The sequence below is a fragment of the Streptomyces sp. NBC_01622 genome (genome assembly GCF_045209635.1).
Lineage (GTDB): Bacteria > Actinomycetota > Actinomycetes > Streptomycetales > Streptomycetaceae > Streptomyces.
On sequence record NZ_CP109293.1, the window covers coordinates 1 to 18,210 of the forward strand.

An 18,210-nucleotide genomic window follows, 5' to 3' on the forward strand; every position below is an offset into this window, starting at 1 on the left:
ACGCGCCGACGCTACGCGTCGGAAAGCTGTCTTCGCGGAGCGAAGACAGCTCAGTCCCTCCGGGACCGAAGATCCGCTCCGCGGATCTTGTGGGGTTCGGGTCCGTCGGTGCGGTGTCCCGATCGCTCCGCGATCGTGCCTCCTCCCCGACTGGCCTGCATTGTCCAGTGCATCTCGACTCCTCCTGAGATGAGTTGAGAGATCCGTCCACTCCGTGGCCGGCTCCGGCTAGCTAGGAGTGAGAGGTGTGCTCTCCGGCCAGCGGTCTGTGACTCATCAAGATAATGATCAGCCACGCGTTCTGAGAGCTTTGAGGATTGGGTGCTTCCTTAGTCAAAAAATCTTGGGATATTTGAGTTCTGCCCCTCCCCCGTTCCCTGGGCACGCCAGTCCGCGATGGGCACGTTCGGCGGGGAGATCGTCGACTGGATCTGCAGGACCCAGCCGACATCGACACGGATGATCGGGCTCACCGCTTTCCCTCGGGGAACCGGGCCACGACGCCGGGCAGCTTCCTCGACCGCCCGTTCATGGCGGACCGGCACACCTTCGAGCGGGAGCGCAGCGTCCTGTACTACGAGGAGACCGCCGCCCGGGCCGCGACCTTCCTGGCACACCGCGCTACTGCTGCGGCCCTTCACCGACTACAACCTGGTCATCGGCTGGGCCTGCACCAGCCAGTACATGCACGTCTCCGGCCAGCCCCTCCAGGCCAAGGACGACGATCTGTACGAACTCGCCCAGGCAGTCCGTACCCAGGAAGCCGATCTGCGCGCCGTCGCACAGCGACTGGAGTCCTGGCGCAGCGAGTGACGCCGCCCGGGGCCAAACGGCCGGTGTAGGCGGGAAATAGGCGTCGGTAGCGGTAGGACGAAATCACCCGGAGGCGACTGCGGAGAGTGGTTGGGGGCTGGTGGCCGCGAGGTTAGCCGACGCTGTCCCAGAGGCGAACCGTGCCGTCTGTGCTCGCCGTCGCGAGGAGTTGGCCGTCGGAGCTGAAGCTCATAGAGGTAACTCGGTCCATGTGCCCGTAGAGGGTTCTGATGCGGGACAGGGTCTCGTTCGTGGACCACAGTTCGACGGTGCCGTCGGTGCGGAGCCCCTCGTACTTCACCGTGACGCCGGCGCAGGCGAGGATGGGTTGGTTCGGGTGGAAGGCCGCGGCGGAGGCGGCGGGCAGCCGTCCGGTGGTCCGGTGCCAGACGCCGTTGGGGTTAGGCCGCCAGAGTTCACCGCGGGGAGCCGACACGTAGAGGCAGTCGTCATGGGGGCTGGCGAGTACGACGGGTAAGCCGTCGTAGTGGTACTTGTCGAGCAGTTCCGGGACGAAGAGCTTGCGGCCGTGCTTCTTGTACGGCGGGCGCAGGGCGGCGGCCACGTTGTTGCCGTCGAGCACCAGTTCCCCCTGCCGCAGTATGGCCAGGGCACAGGCCCCTTCCAGGACCTCGTCGTGGCTGGTCAGGCCGTGTAGGCGGCTGTCGGCGCCGACGCGGGCCACGAAGTAGCCGTCCGTGTCGGAGTTGGAGGCCTGGTAGCCGCCGACGAGGTAGCCGCCCGATGGGTGGAAGACGAGGCGGCGGACGCTTCCCACCGGCCAGCGCCCGAGCAGGGTCGGGGGCTGTTGCCGCCGGATGTCCCAGAGCTCCACCGCTTTACCGCACCCGACAGCCAGGAGCCTGCTGCCGGTGGGGTCGAATGCCAGGGAATGGACGTTGGGGGGTTCCTTCCAGCCGGGACGGATCAGGCGGTGGGGGTCGGCGAGGAACCGCCCTCCCGAGAGTGCGTTGCCCCACCAGGTCCGGCCGTCGCCCGCTGCCCACACCAGCTCGTGCGTGCCTGGCCGGAACGCCACGGCCGACATGGACTGACCGTCGGGATCCGCGAACACCGCCCTGCTCTCGTCCCGGTGACGCGTCAGCACCACCCCCGTGCCGGCGCATGCGGCCGCCAGTCCCGCTGCCAGCACGACCCGTCGGCGCGCGCTCTCCGGCTCCGTCCTCCGTGGCGCCTGCGGAGACCGGTCAAGGGTCTGCTGCCCGGCGAGGGCCTCCTGGAGCCGGATGTGCCGGAACTGATAGGTGCCACCGGACTGACGGAGGATCTCCCGCTGCCGGGCGTCGGCCAGGAAGGCCAGCAGTCGCCACGGCAGCTGGCCCCGCAGGGCGAGCCACCAGCGGGCCACGACGAAGCGCGGCCAGGCTCGGGTGAGCACGACGAACATCGCGAACAGCGTCCCCGGCAGCAGCAACCACAACGCCGCCCCGGCGGTGCCCACGCCGAAGTCGTGGCCCGTGCGGTGCCACGCCGCTCGCGTGTAGTCCCCGAGGTCGGCGTCCCCCGGCCAGCCCGGCCAGCCGCTCGCCCAGTGGAAGAAGAGGCCGCCCGCAACCAGGCCCGCCCTCAGTCCGTACATCGCCAGCACGCCGAAAACCGCACCGGCCAGCACCGCACCGGCCACGGCCGAAAGCCGGTCCTGGGCAACCGAGTTGGCGGGACTTACCCGGGCGGCCCGGGACGGCGGCGCGTTGAGCCAGCCGTGGGCGGCAAGCGCCAGCCCGGTCACGGTACTCAGCGCGGCACATACGGCGAGCAGTTTGGCGAATGCCTCGGCGCCCTGCAGTGTCCCCGGTCCGAGAGTCTGACCTAGCACCGTCACCAGCGTCGCTCCACCGGTGACGGGGACGACGAACACGGCGCTGAGCGCGGCACCGCGGCGGAACCCGCGCCTCAATCTCGGTCCGGACCCGTTCAGGGACCACGACAGCCGTCCCGGCAGCGGGCTGCCCGCCGCGTACCAGACGATGGAACCGGTCAGACCGAACAGCACCACGGGCCACAGCGCCCAGGCCCCGACAGTACTGGCTGAGCCTCCGCCCATGACCATGACCCAGCCGACGGCGACGCACGCGAGCAGGAGTCCGGAGCCGAACGCGACGACCGGGCCCGCCCACGCCGGTATCAGCCGCGCGCCGAGCAGCCACCACGCGAGATCGCGCTCCCGGTGCTCGTGCAGGTAGCAGGCGAGGAACGTCAGCCAGCGCCGCGCCTGTTCGGGATTCCACCGGCCACGGACCTGCGCGCCCTCGGGTAACCATGGGTCGGGCGCGTACGCCGCCTCGACCACCTGGTGCGTCAGATGGTCCTCGACCGCGTACCGGCAGTCGAACCGCTCCTCGTCCAGCAGTTCGGCAGGGTCACGTCCTCCACGCCGATAGACGAGGTGGGCCGTCGTCACCATCAGCGGCGTCGACAGGGCCTCCGCCACCGGCCCCGGGGGTTGGGCGCGCAGCCGGTCGAAGACGCCGTTCCAGCTGACGCCGTCCGGCCAGTCCAGGTCGCTGAGGTAGCCGATGACGTCGGCGGGCGGCACCGGCAGCACTTCGACCACCGGCGCGCGCCTCAGCCGCGGGGCCCCGCCCCGGATCAGTTCCTCGTATTCCACGGCACGGCAGGTCACGACGAGGGGGCGGTCCGTGCCGATCGCCTGGTTGATGCCGCGGATCGCACCCCGGCGGGCGGACTCCGGGATCTCGTCCAGGCCGTCGAGCACCGGGAGCAGCAGGCCGTGGGTGAGCAGGAGGCGCGGGATCTCCGGGTCGCCGCCGTAGTACGGGACGGCGAGGGTGCGGACGATCCAGTCGTCGAGCCGCTCGCGCAGCGGGTCCCAGGACGAGATGGAGAGCAGGACCGGGACGCGCGTACCTGCATTTCGGGAGGCCAGCAGTCCGAGGGCCAGCAGCATCGCGAGGACCGTCTTGCCCGCCCCCGGCTCCCCGATGACAACGAGCCGGCCCTGTTCCAACTGGCCGTATCCGTCGGCGAGTCGGCCGATGGCGCGGTCGAAGTCCCCGTCGAGTCTGCCGTCCAGCCGCACCCGCAGCACCCGCCCGCCGGCGGCCTGTGCACGTGGCTCGTCGGCAACCTCCCGGCCGGTCGTCGCCCAGACGATCGGCAGCACCCTCGGATCGCGCAGGCGCCGGGCCTCCGCCTCTTCGAGCCACTGCGCCCTGACCGTGCGGGCCAGGTCGTCGGCGTACACGGCGGGATCGGGCCGAGGCGACTCCTCACGGAAGAAGTCGACGAGGGCCAGGATCAGAGCGGCGATACCGATGAACAGCCCGCCCACCGTGGCGACATGATCGGACGCGCCGCCGACCAGCATCCACACCGCAAGGCCGGTCGACCCCGCCCCGACAGCGGCGAAGACGCCGATGCGGACGAGACGCCGACGCACACCCGCCTGTCCTAACGGCCCCCGAAGCACTACCCGAGTATGGGCGTGCGAAGCCCTGGTTACTCACACTTTGCACGAAACGATCCCTTTACGACAGATCGCGACAACTTCAGCGCAACAACTCCCAAAGCGCATTCGCCGTCGGCTCCTTCGCCACCACCCGATTCGACTCCGACAGCGCCGATACCAGCGGCATCATCACCGGCCTGAACTCGCTCGCTGCGGGCGTCGGGGTACCAGGGGACGAGGCGCAGGAGGAAGCGAAGGGTGTAGCGGGCGACGGTGCGGTGGGCGGGACGCGGGGCGTAGGCGCCGGTGAGGGCCAGGAGCAGCAAAAGCGCGGCGCTGGCGAGGGCGGTGCGGACGACGGTGGCGGGGACCAGGAGCGGAACGGCGGCGGTGCGGGCGGGCCATCGGCGGCGGCAATGCGGCGTTTTCTGTACCTCACGGGGTTGAGTTCTGCCCGGACTGAGGGGCGCCGGTCGGCATGTCCCGCCTTCCGCCGGTTGCCCGGGGCGGTCGTTGGACCGTCCCGGCTCGGCCTGCCCGGGCGTGCCGGTCACTCGTCGTGGCTCTGGTCCTCGGTCCGTGCGCCCGGCCGTGCCCGCTGCACTGGGAGAGTGCGGCTCTGGCGGCGCAGCTGCTGGTGGCGGCGGCGGCGGTCGCGCCACCAGGCCAGGCGGTGCGCGGACTCCTGCGGCAGGAGCGTCTGCAGGACAGCGACGGTGATCAGCCCGAGGGCGAGAGCGCCGAAGAGGCCTGCGGTCAGCCACCACGGGGTGCCGACCATTGCCGACGTGACGCCGCCCAGGCCGGCCGCGACCGACGAGACGAGCGGTGCGGTGTTCATACGGAGTTCCCCCTCCGACGGGCGCACCGTGCGGTGCGCGGGACGTGCGGCCGGGTGTCTTTTCGCCGGGCACGTACCCAGTTGAGCGGAGGGGGAAGAGCTACTTGTATCGGTGGGTGTCACATCCGGCGGGCGTACCGGTCGAACGCCTGCTGCCAGGCCTCGTGCGCCGCCTCCTCAAGCACCCGGGTGCGGCTGCGGTAGGCCTGGACGGCCAGGGCCTGGACGAGGTCCGTGCGCGGATTGGTGAGGAGTTCCTCGGCCACCGACGGGCCGGGCCACTGCCACGTCGCACGTCGCACGCGGAACTTCGAGGCGGTGTACTTGCTGTGTCGGGTGGCCAGGCGACGGAACGTCTGGGCGTTGTCGCGTGCCTCCCGCAGCTCTTGGAGGTCTAGTTCATCGAGGCCGTCGTCGTGGAGTTCCTCGATGATCTCGTCCATGCGCCGCAGGGTCTCGGCGCGGGCTTCGGCCATGGCCGCGTGCTGCTGCTCGGAGGTCAGAAAGCCGAGGCGGTGCGCCAGATCGGCGGGCAGGTCCAGGACGATGCGGAGCGAGGAGTCCACCCCGTACTCGTGACTCCAGTCGATGAGGACAGCCTCGATGAACCCGGAGATCTCTTCGGACCGCAGTTTCGCGGCCCGTGCCGCGGCCGCCAGCGGCTCGATGCCGGACACCGGTTCCCAGCCGGAGCCCGCGGACGTCATCGGCCACAGGGCCAGGCGGCCCTGGTAGGGGAAGGTCAGGAGCCGGCCGTCGGTGACCCACTGGGTGTAGGGCTCGGTCAGGTCCGTGCCTCTGATGGTGTGGGCGTGCCAATTCGGCGGAGTGCGCAGTATCCAGGCCGGCGGGTTCACCACGTAGGACGCGGAGTCCTCGTCGGGGCCGGGCCTCGCAGAGGTCAGCCAGTCCTCGAAGTCCTGGACGGCGACTGTGCGGTGGGCGCGCCATACAGCCGTTCCCCCGCGTCCGGTCCAGTCGTAGGACTGGTTGTGCAGTGTCATCGGGGGCCGTTCGGCGGCCTGGAGCGCGTCCTGGTACTGCTCCTGGAAGGCCGGGCCCTGTTCGTACAGCAGCTGCTCGCCCGTCGCAGCGTCAGGACCGGTGAGCAGGCGGCGGGCGAGGGCGGCGGTCTTGTCGAAGCGGGCCGGCGAGTGCCAGCCCACCTCCTCTTCCAGGGCCTCGGCTGCCAGGAGCAGTTGTCGTTCGGCCGCCTCGTCCATCTCGTCGGCCAGGCCCGAGCGGATGGTCTCGGCGGGGACCAGCAGTGCGCGCTCGGGGCCGGTGCTGGTCTCGGCCGTCGTCAGCCGCCACAGTCCCAGCGCTGCCCGGTGCCTCAGGAGAGGCAGCAGCCCCTCCAGGGCCTCGTCGGTGAACGGCTCGACTGCGGCGATGGCGGTCATCACCGCGTCGGTGAGCACCCGGGCCTGGTAGTCGCGGTGGCTGCGCCGGTGCTGGCCGGGCAGGCTCAGGGAGACGGCGCGGGCCCGCTCCAGCAGGTCACGCTCCGCGCGCAGCCGGACCGGCCGGTCCGGGCGCGGCTCGTGTCGTGACCTGGGCGGCGGGGGGTAGCGCAGCACCGTAGAGATGTGCGTCAGCCGGTCGTCGGGGTCCCGGTCCTCCTGGAACTCCACGTGTTCGCCCAGCAGTTGGCGCAGTGTCGCGTCCTGCGACGTCCCTCTGCGGGTACCGACTGCGGCCAGGGCCTCCACCGCACACCACGGCAGGCGGACGTTGGTCTCCGTACGGCCAGACATGGGGCCAGTATCGGCCCATCCCCGCACGCTCGTCGCGTGAACTCGGCATCCTGACCTCTCCGTTGGCCGCTGCCGTGTGTTCCTGAGGCCGCCTCCTCTACCGTCAGCAGGTCTCCGGCGCGATGCGCGCCGAGGTCGGCTGCCCGCCCGGCTGCGGGCCGGGACGGCTGCGAACCCTTCGCCGGCCGGTGCGTGGATAGCCTGGGCAGGTGATCCACAGTCATGACCGTGCCGGCGAACCGCATGCCGCTGGACTCCCCGATCCTCATACGGTGCTGACCGGAACGGACTGGGCGTTTCTTGAGATGCCGACCGGGACCGGAGAAATCCTGCCGTCGGCGCTGGCACGGCTCCTTGACCCCAACCCGGAGGTGAGGGCGTCGGCGGTCGGTGAGTCGCTCGGGGCGGTAACCCACCAGAACACCATCTACGAGGCGACCGTGCCCGTGGCGCTGTTCGTGGCCGCGATCCTCACCCACCCGGCCACCACCGCGGGCGAGGCCGCGCGCGTCGTCGGCAGGGTCGTGGGCTACCCCACCCGCGCGGCCCTGCTGGACTGGCTGGGCAGCACCGCTTACGACGCCGACGACGCGTGCGTCGCCTGCGGCGGACGGACCCCGGACAGCGCGTTTTTCGGCGATGCCCCGGGTCTGCGGGCCTTTTGCGAGTTGCGTCCCGTGTTCTACCGCGCCGTGCACCCACTCCTCGGGGACGATCACGAAGAGGTACGCCATGCTGCTCTCATCGCCGCCATCCCTCTGACCCGGCATCCGCTCCTCACCGGGCACCGGGGTGAACTGGCCGACCACGCCCGCTCTTTGCTGGCCTCCAGCACCCACCGCCACCGACGCGACCGGGCGCTGGAGGCGTTGGCGGAGTGGGGGCACGACGTCAGCGGCCTGGAAAACGCAGACGACGTCGCGGTCCGGGAACACTGGGCCCGGCAGCGAGCAGAACGCTGGGCGGGCGGCTGCACAGACGATCCCCCGTTCTGAGTGGCCTCGGCCCGAACCCGGGAACGTACAGGCTGCCCCGGGTCGGGTCGGCGTCGTGCCCCAACACTGCCTTGCTGGGCGGATGTTGAATGCCGGGTATCAACCGGCCGGTGTGAGAAGGGCGTTGAGGTAGGCGAGCATGCGGGCGCGGGCGGCCGCGGTGAGCATGCCGCCGTCGTGCTCGACGAGTTCGCACAGCCGAGCCGGTTGGTGAACTCGCGGGCGGCGCCGCAGGTGATCGTGCCCGGGCCGACTCGGCGCTGTACGAGGCTGTCGGAGGTAAATCCCGGTCTGCCGCGTCCTGATGACGTAGTGTGAGGGATACCGACGCGGGGTGGAGCAGCTCGGTAGCTCGCTGGGCTCATAACCCAGAGGTCGTGGGTTCAAATCCCTCCCCCGCTACCACCGTCCGGCCCCCTCCGATATCCCAGATCGGAGGGGGCCGGAGTCGTGTGCGGTCCCGGACATCCGGACGCGAGATGCCGTGCACGACCCGTGGTACTGCACGATGCCGAGCCGGTGGAACGGCGGGCTGGTCAGCGCGGGAGCGGGCGTACGGCAGCCGTGCACAGCAGGGGAATCTCATCGAACTCCCACAGTCCCTCGCTCCGCTCCCACGCTCCGCCGCGGTCGGCTTCCTCGTAGCCGAGCTCGGCGAGCGCCCGGCGGCGGCCGGAGCTGGTCAGCAGGCCCGCGTCGAGAAACACCGTCGGCTCATCCATCCACGGGTCCCCGCCGTCCTCGTGCAGCCCACCGGGCGCTACGGCCATCAGCCAGCGCCCGTCGTCCTGCAGGGCGACGTACGCCGTCGCCTTCTCGTACCGCTCCCTGCTCACAGGCACCGGCCTCGGTCACCGGCGGCTCTGGCAAGGCCCGGGACGGTCGCCGAGATCTTGCAGTGGGAGATCACCGGGGTGCGTCCGTACCGGCCGACGCCGCCAGGACGGACTTGCCGCGCCCCTCGTACGGTCGCAGGGCTGCTCAGGAGTCGGCGCAGCCGGGGCGCGTCCGGGCGGGCGGTGTCGGTGTATACGGCGGTCTGCAGGATGTCGTAGAGCGAAGGCGGGCCCGGCTGGAGTAGTCGGCGGTCAAACAGGCGTGACATGGCGGTCTCTCCCCTCGGTGCGGCAGCGGTGTTGGTGCCCGCCAGCCTGCCGTGTGGGCACGCTGCTGATCTCTGCGTGAGGGGAGTCCTCCCGCCCGGCGGTCCGTACCGCTCTCAGCGTCCCGTGCCACGGGATTCGGCCCCGGGACCGACCAGCCGGTGCCGGTCACGCGCATGACTGATCGAGGTGGGGTCCTCAGGTCTCACCCCGCCCCTCCCCCGTCCGCTCTCCGTCGGAGTCGGGGTACCAGGGGGCGAGGCGCAGGAGGAGGTGGAGGGTGTGGCGGGCGGCGGTGCGGTGGGCGGGGCGCGGGGCGTAGGCGGCACCGAGGGCGAGGGCGGCGGTGAGGGCCAGTAGGAGCAGGAGCGCGGCGCCGACGTAGGCGAGGGCGGTGCGGCCGGCCGGGGCGAGGAGGAGCACGGTGGTGGCCGTACGGGCGGGACGCTGGCGGGCGGGATGCCGGCGGGCGGGGCGGGGACGGGCGGGCATGGGGAGCGGCTCCTTCGCGGCGTGCGGCGATACCCCGGGCCCCTGCCGGAGCCTGGTTGTCTGCCCAGTTCAGCGGGTGCGCGGCGCACGTTTTCCGGGTACCTCGCGGGGTTCTAAACTGCGGCGGTGCCCAGAGGAGAGCCGAGCCCGGCGGACCAGCAGCTGATCGAGCACCTGGCGGCGCTCGGCCTGTACGTGTCGGCGGCGCAGCTGGAGCGGTGGCGCGGGGCCGGGCTGCTGTCCGGGCACGCTCGGGCGTGGCTGGGGCGCGGGCGCGGCTCGGTGTCCGTGCTCGCCGAGGAGACCGTCACGGTGGCCGCGGCGATCGCCGAGCACGCGCGGCCGGGGCGGGACCTGCGCTGGACGGTGATCGCCTGGTACGCCGAGGCCGGACGGCCGGTGGTGCCCGGGGAGTCGGCGGTGCCGGAGCCTCCGTGGCCGGCCGTGCACGAGGCCCTGGTGTGGGCCGCGGGGCGCTCCCGGGCGCAGCGCCTGGCCGCCGCCGGGCGAGCCGCGGCCGTCGCCGGCGAGGAGGAGCAGGACGCCTTCTACGCCCACGTCACCCGCCTGTTCGGGCGTGATGCGGGCCTTCTCCCGCACCCGGACGAGCTGCTGCGGGTGGTCGAGGACCCGGACGCCGAGTTGGCGCGCGGCCCCGACCGCCGGCTGCGGCGCGGCGCGGTCCGTCTGATCGCGGCCGCCGGCATGGGCGCCGCCGAGGTCGGCGGCGAGGCCTTCGTCGACGCGCTCGCCGCCCTGATGCCCGGCCTCGACTGGGCGCCCGTCGCCGCGGAGGCGCGGCGGGCCGAGGAGGCGGGAACCCTGGAGGACTGGGTCCGGGCCGGGACGCTCGACCCGCTCGCCCTCCTGCGGGCGGCCGGAGAAGAGGAGGTGGCCGCCGCCCGCCGTACGGCGCAGATGCTCGCCGGGATCGGCGCCCTCTACGTGATGCACGGGCTGCTGATGCCCGACACCCCCGGCCTCGCCCACCTGCGCGAGCAGCTCGACGCCTCCGGCTTCGCCGTGATCGTCGCCCAGCTCGTCCCCCTCATGATCAACCCGACCGGCATCCCCCAGGCCCTCGTCATGTGCCTGATACCCCACATGGGCGCGCTCGCCGCCCACTTCGAGACGCTGCTCACCCAGCAGGCCGACACCGAGCGCGGGCTGCTGTGGCTGCCCGACGACGAACACAGCTCAGCCGAGGCCTACATGGAGGCCTGGACCGGCCGCATCCACCAGCTCACCGACCGCTCCCGCACCCGCCGCACCGCACAACAGGCCGACGGGGTGGACGGGGTGGACGACGACGTCGCCGTCGAGGCCTGCGACCGTCCACACGGCGCCGGCCACATGATGGAGCCCACCCTGCAGCCGGACCAGGAAGGAACCCGCAACCGATGACCAGCAACGACCTCCGGACCGGGCCGGGATGTGCTGCATGACCTTCTTCGACGACCTCGCGCGCGCCTCCCGGATGCGCACGCCGGAGACCGAACTGCGCTACCACGGCGGCCCGCTCGACGGACAGGCCCACCCCTGACCCCTGGCCGCCGCAGATCCCGATCGCCCCGTCCGCCGGCCAGGCGGGAGGCCGGTACCTGCTCGCCGGCGGCACGGACGACCCGGACCTCTCCTTCTCCTACTACTGGACACCCGGCGACCGCGCATCCGCGCCGCGACCGGGTTCCGCCGCCCACGACGCCCCAGCGGCCGACCAGCTCATCGAGCTCCCGGACTGGGCCCTCGCTATCCGCGCCCTCTTCCAGGACAGCCGGGGCCGGCATGCCTCCCTCCAGCTCGATGTCCCGCCCCCGCCCCACGAGTAGCCGTGCCCCCAACCTCCCCGATGGCACAAGGCGGTTGGGACCCCGCCACGGGCCCGGCCGGGGAACTCGCGGGGGTGACGCTGGCATGACCGTCGAGCAGTACGGGCCGCGGCCCTACGGATGGATCCAACGGCACGACTTCGTACGGGAGTTGCTGGGGCAACTGACCACCGTCCCAATGCCGGCAACGGCTGTGCCTGGACGGGAGGTTGAGGATTTGTCGTGCCGCCGTCAAGGCCGCCTTCACCCGTAGGGATTGCCGCGCCTTGACGGTGTCTCATGCCCGGTGCGTTTGTCGTACCGTCTCCCCACCGTCGCATCCTCGGATGGGACGGTGGCGGTCCGGATCGGGGAGAGGACGGCATCGGGTGATCGTGGGTGATGGGGAGTCGTGGGGCGCGAGGGCGATCTGCCGAACCGCCGACCCCGAGGAACTGTTCGTCGAAGGCGCCGCGCAGAACCGGGCGAAGGCTGTGTGCACCGGCTGTCCGGTGCGTACGGAGTGCCTCGCCTACGCTCTCGACCACCGTATTGAGCATGGAATTTGGGGCGGTATGTCTGAAAAAGAAAGGCGCGCACTGCTGCGGCGGCGGCCCACAGTGACGTCCTGGCGATGTCTGCTTGAGGCTGCCCGCACGCAGCACAACCGGCAGGAATCCCCCGAAGGTGACGAGCGCCGTGCCTCGGCCGGCTGAGTACGGCCCGGCTGGCCGCCGCTTCATCACCTCCGCTCCGGCGTCGACGAGGAGAATCAGCTCACGTTGAACCACGCCCTTGCCGCCGAACTCCACCGCCGTGCCGAAGAAGACCAGGCGGCGCGCCGCCTCCCGGCCGGAACCCATGACGGGCGCGAGATGCGCCGGATCGACGCCGACAACACGGCCTGGCTCCAGCAGGTCATCGCCGAACACGGCTGGCCAGGCGTGGCGTTGGCCGGCGAACAGGGAGCCGATGAGGCATGGCTTCTGGCCCAGCACGCCGATCTCGCCCCCGCCTTCCAGCACCAGGCGCTCGAACTCCTGAAAGCTGCAGTCGCGGCCGGAGACGCCCCTCCACGCCACCTGGCCTACCTCACCGACCGGGTTCTGGTCGCGGCCGGCGAACCCCAGGTGTACGGAACGCAGTACACGGACGACGGAGACGGCTCGAACCTGCGCCCGCAGCCCGTTGCCGACCCTGACCAGCTCGACGAACGCCGCGCCGCGGTGGGGCTGGAACCGGCTGCGGCGTACGACCGACGCATGCACGGGTTGGAAGAATGAGGAACGCACGAGTCGAGTGAGCTCGGCCGGTCGCCGACCCCGCTGCCCCGCAGGCCGGGAAGTCCCCGCACCCGGCCGACGTTTGAGACGTGAAACCTGTTCTACGGACGGGGCCAGGCGGCAGGGACGGAAGGCGGCAGCGGGATCTCGTCCAGCCGCAGCCACTGCTCCCGGCCGGTCCGATCGGCCAGGCGGAACCTCACGTCGCCACTCTCGCCGGCCTCGTACGGGGCGTCGGCGACCGCCCTCAGCAGGGCCCGCAGTCTCGGGTGCGGTGCCTGCATAGCCCGGCCGCGCACGCCCTCGCCGCGCAGGGCGGCCAGGGCGAAGGAGGCGACGTTCACGCCGGTGCGGTGGTGGTCGTCGGCGTGGGCCGCCATCTCCGGGTGCTCCACGATGGAGGCCAGCGCCTCCGGCCCGGCGACGGTGTAGGTGAGCACCAGGTCGCCGCGCTGGAGCATCACCTGGGCTCCGGGTTGCATCATCGAGCCGTCGTCGTGGGTGGACAGGGCAACCCTGCCGATCATCGGTCCGGCGCCGATCTCACGGATCTCGTCGAACTGCTCCACGGTGGCGTCCACGAACCGCTCGGAGTCCGGCAGCACCAGCACGCAGTGCCCGTTCCATACGGTCCCCGTCCAGCTGGGCGTGAGTGAGCCGTAGCGGGTGCCGCCGCCGTCCTTGTACTGCACCGCCAGGTCGACCGGCAGCAGCTCGGCCCTCACCCCGAGCTGGCCGTAGGCGTTGCGCAGTGTCAGGCAGGCGTCCACGCACACGTTCGCCGGGACACGGCCGTCCGCGAGAGCGGCCCACAGGTGCGGCAGTACCAGTTCCACCAGCTGGTCCGGCTTCGCGTGCTCCAGGAGCGTCGCGGTCTGGTCCAGGCTGCCGCGCAGAAGAAGTCCGCCGCCCGGCAGAACCGGGGCCGGGGTGCGCGGACGGGGCACCTGGGGCTGGCGCGGGGCCCGTGTCTGTGGCGTCCGGTGCTTACGGCCTCGCTTCTGCTTCGACATGGAGCTGAGCGTAAAGATCCCAACCCGCCCTGCAACAGACCGCGTTGACACCGCTATGGCCTCAGGCCGGTGCGGGTGCCGGCCTCCCACGTCACCACTGGGCAGGGACAGTTCCGCATCCCCCGCTTCCACCGGCTGCCGGGCATCGTCCGTCGGCACGGCGGACTCATCCCAGGAGCTCGACGGGATCGTCGGACGGGCGGACGGGTAGGGGCGGCTCACGCCGCGCTCTGTCCTCGCTCAGCACCCTCTCCCGTACCTGCCGCCACAGGATCTACTCGTCCGACGGCACGCCGAGCGCGTCGAGGATGCTGCCGAAGAAGAGGTCGATCGACCGCTGTCCGGCCATGATGTGCTTGACGACGGTCCCCGGGGCCCACAGGGCGGGGCCCTGACGGGTCGTCCGGGCGGCGATCTGCTCGTCGGTCGGGGAACCGGCAGCTGTGCGCAGGCCGTCCAGCGCGGCGACCAGGTCATCCACGGTGCGGATCGAGTCCAGCTTCTGGCGCAGTCGCCATAGGTGAGGCACCTTGCGCTGGATACGTGCGGGGCCGTTCAGGGTGATCACCCGGTCCCAGGCCTGTAGGCACTGGGACCGCAGGGGTTTGTGGACTTCGACAGCGTCGAGGAAGGCGGCGAACTGTTCCCGGTCGGCGGGGATCGTCCTCTTGGTGACGAGGCGGTGCGCCGTGGAGTGCCCGAGCCGGCCGTCCGTACGGTCCTCCACCTCGCTCATCGACGGAGCGCCGTTCCTCTCGTACAGTTCCTCGGCGAGCGCGGCCAGGTCAACGACGGTACGCACCAGATGCGCGGCGGGAGCCTGGGGGCGGGGACGGTCGGCCAGCCGCTGATGGTAACGGGCCTGCCTCCACAGGTCGATGGTCTCCTGCTCGGGTCCGCCGCAGTGGGTGACGGCGTCCCGCACGACGTCCCGGCGTGGCGGGCGGCGGCCGGAGGCGGCGTTGCGCAGGGTGGCGGCGGACCAGCCGGTGTCGTGCGCGAGGTCCTCGTACGTCAGGCCCGCCGCCGCGCGCCAGGCCCGCTGGAAGTCGGCAAGCCGGCCGACGGCGAGCACCTCCCGGACGACCGGGTTCTCTGTGCGTCCCACGGGGCGCTCACTCCTCCCCAGCGAGTTTGCCGAGCTTCCCGATCCACACGAGTGGACGGATCCGGCCCGTCGCCGACGCCACGATCACCGCACCCAGTCCGCCCACGGCAGCGACCATCTGCACCACCTCACCGAGCGTCGACCCGGTGAGGTACAAGAGCGCCGCCACGCCAAAGACGACGCTCATCAGCGCCGCCTCGGCCGCGTTGAGCCGCTTGCTCTCCCCGCCGTTCCTGGGCGAGGACACCGGTACAGCCGCGGGCACGTCGACGGCCCGGGCGGCGACCGCGCGCAGGGAGGGGGGCACCGGGCTGTCCTCGGGGGACATCACAACTGGCTCCTGGGTGTGACAAGGGGGCTCCGGCAGCGGAGCCCGAGGAGGTGATGGGAAGCGGTGCCGGAGCTGCGGGGCGAGTCACCCGCATACGTCCGGCGCGTGTCGTCATCGTCGCAGCCCTCGGGTCAAGTCCCGTACCGAAAACGGGCCGTTGGAGCCGATTCCGCAGTGTGCATCCCAGTCGTTCGGACGCCGCGATGCGGGGACCACGGTCTCGTGCCGGGCAGGTGCGGGAGCCGGTTCACGCTGGCAGACATGCCCGATGCACGCTCCGCCCGCCCCCTCAGGCCTGCAAAATCCGCAGCCGGCATCCCAACCCTGCGCCGTTCCGGGACGGCGGCCCGAGCCGAACGAGAACACCTCGCGGCCGTCGGGTCGGCCGGCGAACCCACAGCGAGGAGACGACGGTGCCCGAAGAGCTGTCGCCCAGTGGGTGGCCGGCTTCCGCAGCCCGCAGACCCACGGTCAGCGCCGCACCTACATGGAGGAGTTGCTGCTCTTCGCGGCTGAGGAACCTCGGAGGCGGGTACCGCGGTCGGCGTGCTCTACGTCATCTTGAAGGACGACCAGGGCGGCAGCGGCGACGGCCGGTCGGTGGCCTCGGTCGCCGCGCAGGGTCCGCATGCTCCCGCGCTCACCGGCGGGCAGGTCGGGCCGGGGCGCCCTGAACGGCCCGGCCCCGGGACCGTTACTTGACGCGGACGGGCAGGAGCTGGGTGTTCTCCAGACCGAGGTCCGCAGTGGCCTGGTCGATGCTGGCGCGCAGGGGGTCGCCGTCGATCAGGGGGCTCACCACGGTGGCGGTCTGCAGGAGCGCCAGGGCCAGTTGGATGATGTCGGCGTGGCCGAGATCGGCGGCCTCCGGCCGGATCTGCAGGGAGCCGTCGCTCATCTGCTCCACGTACGCGCTCGCGGTGGCGATGGTGGTGTGCGAGAGCGAGGAGAGGTGCGAGTAGACCGGGTAGATGTCGCCGACGTCGTAGCGGTCGAGCATGTCGTAGAAGTTGCCGAGCTCGTGCTTGAGCTTGTTGAACAGGGTCTGTTCGGCCGGGGTACGGACGGCCGGCACCTGCTGGGCGGTGGCCTGGTCGATCACGGCACGGAACTCGGCCGCGTTGGACCAGCCGGTCTCCTCCAGCTTCTTGCACAGCTTCTCGCGCTCGTCGTCACCGCGGGCGACCAGGGCGTCGACGGCCAGATCGCCGTTGTCGACGAGCCAGTTGATGGCGTACGCGTGGTTGAGGATGTTGCGGACTATCGGGGCCGCCTCCAGGGTGAAACCGCGCTCGGTGAGCAGCAGGACGGCTTCGGAGGTGCGGCAGACCAGACGCCACCAGCTGTAGACCGGGCCGAAGACCCGCTCCTTGTCCACGGGAACGCTCACGCCGTGGACGATGGCCGCGTCGGCGGCCTCGAGGAGGTCGGCGGCCGTCGACCGGGCGAGGTCGGCGGACTTCTGATCGTTCGTCAGGTTCGTCATGCCCAGGGACTGTAGGGGTTCGGGGCGGAGTGATACGAGCGGTTTGCGGGCAGGCCCGGAAAGCCGGGGCACGTGGTGGGGGCGGGACCGTGTCCCTGGATGCGATCAGCGCCGGGGATGCTGACAGCCCCGTTCACTGCGAGGTGCACGGCGGGAGCTGGTGCACGGACGGGCCACGCCCGCGCGGCCTGGCAGCGCTGTGCCGCCCGCGTACGCCGGACCCGGATGCTGCCTGGGTGCGGCGCGGGCCGACGGACCTGCCGCATGACCGGGACCGAGCCGGGCACGGCGTTCTCGCCGCCCGTCACGTCACGGGCGCGGCCGTCCGCCGGCGGAGGCTGCCGGCCTGTCCGAAGAGGCGCAGCAGGGTGTCCAGGACGTCGGCGAGTTCGTCGACGCGGCGCGCGAGTTCGGTGTATTCGTCCGTGGGCATGTGTGTCCGGGAGGCGGCCGCGGAGACGGAGCCGGCGGGGGCGGGGAGGGGGCTGGCGACGAAGGTTCCCCGGCCGGGCTCGGTGTAGACGAGGCCTTCGTCGCGCAGGACCCGCACGGCGGACCGGGCGGTCATGTCGGCGATGCCGTACTCCTCTCCCAGGACACGAGAGGGCGGCACCTGGTCACCGGGGCCCAGGCGCCCGACGAGGATCTGGCGCCGCAGGTCGTCGGCCAGGAGACGGTAGGGAGGCCGGTCCGAGGACTGCGGCAGACGCCGCGCCGCGGTCCTGCGGGCCCCTGCGCGCGGACTGCCGGGCGCTGCCGCGCCGTTGCTCACGACGGGCCCGCGCCCGGGACGGAACGCCGGGGTGCGCGGTGGATCCGGCTCTGAACCAGCTCGATCTGCTCGGCGCCGTAGGCGGTGGTCGCACCCGAGGGCTTGTAGCCGGAGGCCGGGGCGAGTTCGCGCAGGGGGTAGCGGCCCGAGGCGTGGAACTCCCGGGCGTAGGCCAGGATCAGGCGGACGCGGCGGTCGGCCGCCTCCCTCTGCGCCCGGGCCTCCTCCAGAGCCAGGATCAGGGGATCGGCATCGAGGCCCAGGGCGGCGGCCTCCAGGTTGGAGGCGTACTCCGAGCGCTCGCGCTCGGCCTCCTCGTAGGCGTCGGGGAAGGCATCCTCCGGAGTCACACTCCCCGGTTCGGGCAACGGGCAGAGCAGGGCGGCGAGTTCATCAATCAGCAGCATTTTTCGATTATCGTAAATCTTTACGATAATCGCAAGATGCTGTGAGGTTGCCGATCCCGCGCTGCCGCCCGACCCTCGCCTTCGTCCCCGCCCGGAGGCGGTCGGCACGGCGGCGGCGTACCCGCCGGGCAGTGGCGCCTCGTCCGGTCGGCGGCCTCGGTGCCCATACCGTCGGGAGCCGCAGCCCCGCAGCCGCCCGGACCCAGCCGGGGGACGTGTGCTCTAGCCGCGCTGCTGGTGATTCCAGCGGGCGCGCCACCAGGCCAGCCGGTGCGCGGAGTCCTGGGGGAAGACCGACTGGATCGCGGTGACGAGCAGGGCGAGGGCAAAGCAGGTGAAGGCCAGGGCGGTCAGCCACCACGGCGCGCCGATCAGTGCCAGGGCGATGCCGCTGATGCCGGCGGCGGCGGACGAGATCAGCGGTCGGTTCGGATTGTGCATTCGAAGGTGTCCCCCTCGGGCGGGCGTACCTGCGCGGTACGCGGAATGTCAGGAACCCGGGCGTTTTTCGCTCGGCCTGCATCCAGTTCTACGGAACGAGGGCTTTATTTATGTATCGGTATTTGTACAT

Annotated in this window: 19 protein-coding genes and 1 tRNA gene; 7 read left to right on the forward strand and 13 right to left on the reverse strand. The window is 71.5% G+C overall.

The window, feature by feature from the left end; translation table 11 throughout:
- Positions 1–684: 684 nt before the first annotated feature.
- On the forward strand, positions 685–813 hold the full coding sequence (locus OH768_RS00005; RefSeq protein ID WP_406448669.1) for a hypothetical protein: 129 nt from the start codon (positions 685–687) through the stop codon (positions 811–813).
- A gap of 112 nt (positions 814–925) precedes the next feature.
- Here OH768_RS00005 and OH768_RS00010 read toward each other — a convergent pair whose 3' ends face one another.
- The 3 genes from OH768_RS00010 to OH768_RS00020 form a co-directional block, all read right to left on the reverse strand.
- Positions 926–4,234 (reverse strand): hypothetical protein, encoded by a 3,309-nt coding sequence (locus OH768_RS00010; protein ID WP_406448671.1) that lies wholly within the window; start codon positions 4,232–4,234, stop codon positions 926–928.
- 559 nt (positions 4,235–4,793) lie between these two features.
- Positions 4,794–5,084: a hypothetical protein gene (locus tag OH768_RS00015; RefSeq protein WP_406448673.1), complete on the reverse strand. Its 291-nt coding sequence runs from the start codon at positions 5,082–5,084 to the stop codon at positions 4,794–4,796.
- 119 nt (positions 5,085–5,203) lie between these two features.
- Complete coding sequence (locus OH768_RS00020; protein WP_406448675.1) at positions 5,204–6,841, reverse strand: hypothetical protein; 1,638 nt, start codon at positions 6,839–6,841, stop codon at positions 5,204–5,206.
- Between the two features lie 272 nt (positions 6,842–7,113).
- Here OH768_RS00020 and OH768_RS00025 point away from each other — a divergent pair, with 272 nt between their 5' ends.
- Both OH768_RS00025 and OH768_RS00030 read left to right on the forward strand, forming a co-directional pair.
- Positions 7,114–7,836 (forward strand): hypothetical protein, encoded by a 723-nt coding sequence (locus OH768_RS00025; protein WP_406448677.1) that lies wholly within the window; start codon positions 7,114–7,116, stop codon positions 7,834–7,836.
- A 328-nt stretch (positions 7,837–8,164) separates the two neighbouring features.
- Positions 8,165–8,241 (forward strand) — tRNA-Met (locus OH768_RS00030).
- A 131-nt stretch (positions 8,242–8,372) separates the two neighbouring features.
- Here the strand turns inward: OH768_RS00030 and OH768_RS00035 are convergent.
- The 3 genes from OH768_RS00035 to OH768_RS00045 all read right to left on the reverse strand — a co-directional run bounded on the left by OH768_RS00035 (position 8,373) and on the right by OH768_RS00045 (position 9,431).
- Positions 8,373–8,672 carry a hypothetical protein gene (locus OH768_RS00035; RefSeq protein WP_406448679.1) on the reverse strand — a complete coding sequence of 100 codons (300 nt, stop codon included), beginning with the start codon at positions 8,670–8,672 and terminating at the stop codon, positions 8,373–8,375.
- Complete coding sequence (locus OH768_RS00040; RefSeq protein WP_406448681.1) at positions 8,669–8,941, reverse strand: hypothetical protein; 273 nt, start codon at positions 8,939–8,941, stop codon at positions 8,669–8,671. Before OH768_RS00040 ends, OH768_RS00035 begins: the two co-directional genes overlap by 4 nt.
- 196 nt (positions 8,942–9,137) lie before the next feature.
- Positions 9,138–9,431 carry a hypothetical protein gene (locus tag OH768_RS00045; RefSeq protein ID WP_406448683.1) on the reverse strand — a complete coding sequence of 98 codons (294 nt, stop codon included), beginning with the start codon at positions 9,429–9,431 and terminating at the stop codon, positions 9,138–9,140.
- Positions 9,432–9,557: 126 nt separating this feature from the next.
- Between OH768_RS00045 and OH768_RS00050 the strand changes: the two genes are divergently transcribed.
- The 3 genes from OH768_RS00050 (at position 9,558) to OH768_RS00060 (ending at position 12,522) form a co-directional block, all read left to right on the forward strand.
- Positions 9,558–10,835 carry a hypothetical protein gene (locus OH768_RS00050; protein ID WP_406448685.1) on the forward strand — a complete coding sequence of 426 codons (1,278 nt, stop codon included), beginning with the start codon at positions 9,558–9,560 and terminating at the stop codon, positions 10,833–10,835.
- Positions 10,836–11,586: 751 nt separating this feature from the next.
- Positions 11,587–11,955 carry a WhiB family transcriptional regulator gene (locus tag OH768_RS00055; protein WP_406448687.1) on the forward strand — a complete coding sequence of 123 codons (369 nt, stop codon included), beginning with the start codon at positions 11,587–11,589 and terminating at the stop codon, positions 11,953–11,955.
- A 66-nt stretch (positions 11,956–12,021) separates the two neighbouring features.
- Positions 12,022–12,522 carry a DUF6624 domain-containing protein gene (locus OH768_RS00060; protein ID WP_406448689.1) on the forward strand — a complete coding sequence of 167 codons (501 nt, stop codon included), beginning with the start codon at positions 12,022–12,024 and terminating at the stop codon, positions 12,520–12,522.
- Positions 12,523–12,623: 101 nt separating this feature from the next.
- Here OH768_RS00060 and OH768_RS00065 read toward each other — a convergent pair whose 3' ends face one another.
- The 3 genes from OH768_RS00065 to OH768_RS00075 all read right to left on the reverse strand — a co-directional run bounded on the left by OH768_RS00065 (position 12,624) and on the right by OH768_RS00075 (position 14,971).
- Positions 12,624–13,535, reverse strand: a complete 912-nt coding sequence (locus OH768_RS00065; RefSeq protein WP_406448691.1) for a hypothetical protein — start codon at positions 13,533–13,535, stop codon at positions 12,624–12,626.
- 274 nt (positions 13,536–13,809) lie between these two features.
- The gene (locus OH768_RS00070; protein ID WP_406448693.1) at positions 13,810–14,643 is read right to left on the reverse strand and encodes a helix-turn-helix domain-containing protein; all 834 of its coding nucleotides are present in this window, start codon (positions 14,641–14,643) and stop codon (positions 13,810–13,812) included.
- A 7-nt stretch (positions 14,644–14,650) separates the two neighbouring features.
- Positions 14,651–14,971: a hypothetical protein gene (locus OH768_RS00075; RefSeq protein WP_406448695.1), complete on the reverse strand. Its 321-nt coding sequence runs from the start codon at positions 14,969–14,971 to the stop codon at positions 14,651–14,653.
- 549 nt (positions 14,972–15,520) lie between these two features.
- Here OH768_RS00075 and OH768_RS00080 point away from each other — a divergent pair.
- Entirely contained in the window at positions 15,521–15,676 is a 156-nt protein-coding gene (locus OH768_RS00080) for a hypothetical protein (protein WP_406448697.1), read from the forward strand.
- Here the strand turns inward: OH768_RS00080 and OH768_RS00085 are convergent.
- The 4 genes from OH768_RS00085 to OH768_RS00100 form a co-directional block, all read right to left on the reverse strand.
- Complete coding sequence (locus OH768_RS00085; RefSeq protein WP_406448699.1) at positions 15,669–16,460, reverse strand: DUF5677 domain-containing protein; 792 nt, start codon at positions 16,458–16,460, stop codon at positions 15,669–15,671. The two genes, OH768_RS00080 and OH768_RS00085, sit on opposite strands and share 8 nt — an antisense overlap.
- 304 nt (positions 16,461–16,764) lie before the next feature.
- The gene (locus tag OH768_RS00090) at positions 16,765–17,232 is read right to left on the reverse strand and encodes a GntR family transcriptional regulator (RefSeq protein WP_406448701.1); all 468 of its coding nucleotides are present in this window, start codon (positions 17,230–17,232) and stop codon (positions 16,765–16,767) included.
- Complete coding sequence (locus OH768_RS00095) at positions 17,229–17,639, reverse strand: hypothetical protein (RefSeq protein WP_406448703.1); 411 nt, start codon at positions 17,637–17,639, stop codon at positions 17,229–17,231. Before OH768_RS00095 ends, OH768_RS00090 begins: the two co-directional genes overlap by 4 nt.
- Before the next feature lie 222 nt (positions 17,640–17,861).
- Positions 17,862–18,080, reverse strand: a complete 219-nt coding sequence (locus OH768_RS00100) for a hypothetical protein (protein WP_406448705.1) — start codon at positions 18,078–18,080, stop codon at positions 17,862–17,864.
- Positions 18,081–18,210 lie beyond the last annotated feature (130 nt).